Annotated in this window: 3 protein-coding genes; all 3 read right to left on the bottom strand. The window is 49.0% G+C overall.

The features are described from left to right. The coding region (locus tag CIL03_RS19240; protein ID WP_094887486.1) for an ABC transporter ATP-binding protein at positions 1-965 on the bottom strand (965 nt) is incomplete at its 3' end. Positions 966-983: 18 nt separating this feature from the next. Next, on the bottom strand, positions 984-1,898 hold the full coding sequence (locus tag CIL03_RS19235; protein ID WP_094887485.1) for an ABC transporter permease: 915 nt from the start codon (positions 1,896-1,898) through the stop codon (positions 984-986). After that, positions 1,898-2,155: ABC transporter permease subunit (locus CIL03_RS19230; protein ID WP_133087846.1), on the bottom strand; the 258-nt coding region annotated here is incomplete at its 5' end. The genes CIL03_RS19235 and CIL03_RS19230, both read right to left, overlap by 1 nt.

Below are 2,155 nucleotides of genomic sequence, written 5' to 3'. Positions count from 1 at the left end.
TCATCCAGCAGCCAGCACGCTGTCTTTTGGGTACCGGACAGTTCCGTATAGGCCGGCATATGGTCTTCACATACCTTCATGGCATAGGGGCAACGGGTGACAAACGGGCAGCCCTTCGGTGGATCGGCAAGATCCGGTGGGGATCCTGGAATGGCCTGGAGTTCTTCCTCTCCGCCGTCAAGTTTCGGCATCGAGGCAAGCAGTCCCCAGGTATATGGATGCTTCGGATTATAGAAAATCTCATCCACGTTGCCGGTTTCAACAATTTTCCCGCCATACATGACAGCCACACGGCTCGCTGCATTTGCCACCACCCCTAGATCATGGGTGATTAAAATAATCGCTGTTCCCGTTTTCTCCTGCAGGTCCCGCATTAAATCAAGGATCTGTGCCTGGATGGTCACATCCAATGCAGTAGTTGGCTCATCGGCAATCAGGATTTTCGGATTACAGGCAAGGGCAATCGCAATCATTGCCCGCTGCCGCATGCCACCAGAATATTCATGCGGATATTGATTAATGCGCGTTTCCGGGTTAGGAATCCCCACAAGCTTCAACAGCTCAATCCCCCGGTTATGTGCTTCTTTTTTCGACATATTCTGATGCTTGATCAAGCCTTCGGCTATTTGCTTGCCAATCGTCATCGTCGGGTTTAAAGAGGTCATCGGATCCTGGAAAATCATACTGATGTCTTTCCCGCGGATACTCTCCATTTGTTTATCTGACTTCTGTGTTAAGTCTTCGCCATTAAAAACAATTGAGCCACCTGCGAACTTCCCAGGAGGCATGGGAGTCAGACGCATCAAAGACTGAGCGGTCACACTTTTCCCTGAGCCTGACTCTCCTACGATCGCTAATGTTTCTTTTTCATCCAGCTGAAAGCTGACGCCGCGTACAGCTTGTACTTCTGCTTCATATGTGTCAAAGGAAATCGCCAGATCCTTTACTTCTAATAATTTACTCATTTGATAATCCTCCCATCCTTAGCGTTCTTTTGGATCAAGTGCATCTCGCATCCCATCTCCGATCACATTAAATGCCAGCATCGTCAAACAGATAAAGAATGCCGGGAAGAATAGCTGTGTCGGATAATATTGCAGGGCCGGCAGGGCATCGGAAGACATCGTTCCCCAACTTGCCAGCGGTGCCGGAACCCCTAGTCCAAGGAAGCTTAAAAAGGCCTCGGTGAAGATGGCACTTGGGATCGTCAGCGTTAAGGTTACCAGAATTGGCCCAAGGGTATTTGGCACCAGGTGTTTAAACATGAGCCGGGAATTGCTGGCTCCCAGCGATCGGGAGGCCATGACATATTCCTCCGAGCGCAGCTGCATCACCTGTCCTCGTACAATCCTCGCCATATTGATCCACCCGGTAATCGTCATCGCGATAATCAGGGTCCACAACCCTTGCGGCAGGATTACCATTAACAGGATAACGACCAACAGGTACGGAACCCCGTAAAGAATATCGGCAACACGCATCATGTATTCATCCACTTTTCCGCCAAAGAATCCGGCAACGGCTCCCCAGATAATCCCGATGACAAGGTCAATCAGGGCGGCCATCAGGCCGATAAACAGGGATATTTTCGCACCGTACCAGGTTCTTGCGAACACATCTCTTCCTAAGTTGTCCGTACCAAACCAGTGATCCGCGGAAGGGGGCTGATTGGCATTTAATAAATCATTCTGATAGTAGTTCTGACCTGAAATTGGACCACCGATAAAAGATAAAATCCCAAGCAAAACGATAATAACAATGCCTGATACAGCTAATTTGTTTTTCCGGAACCGGCGCCAGGCATCCTTCCAGTAGGAAGTACTTTTGCCTGCAATCCGCTCGGCTTCGGCATGGTCCATCTGAAGCGGTTCAAAATCCGTCTGTTTTAGTTGTGACATTAATCTTTGCCCCCCTTTCCAGCTACTTTAATACGTGGATCGACCAATCCATATAAGAGGTCTACCAGTAAAATGGATACCAGCAAAAGCACACTGAAGAACACCGTAGTCCCCATGATCACCGTGTAATCCCGGTTGGTTACACTGACCACAAACTCACTGCCCAGTCCTGGTATCCCGAAGATTTTTTCAATGATAAAGCTTCCCGTCAGAATGGAAACCACCAATGGTCCCAAATAGGAAACAACCGGCAGGAT

It is taken from the genome of Virgibacillus indicus (genome assembly GCF_002266285.1).
Taxonomy (GTDB): domain Bacteria; phylum Bacillota; class Bacilli; order Bacillales; family Amphibacillaceae; genus Virgibacillus_K; species Virgibacillus_K indicus.
Note: the sequence above shows the minus strand (reverse complement) of the source record. Positions and strands in the feature narration are given on the sequence as shown.

Coding starts and splice junctions, on each gene's coding strand:
- CIL03_RS19235 (WP_094887485.1), bottom strand. CDS start 1,898: ATGTCACAACTAAAACAGACGGATTTTGAACCGCTTCAGATGGACCAT.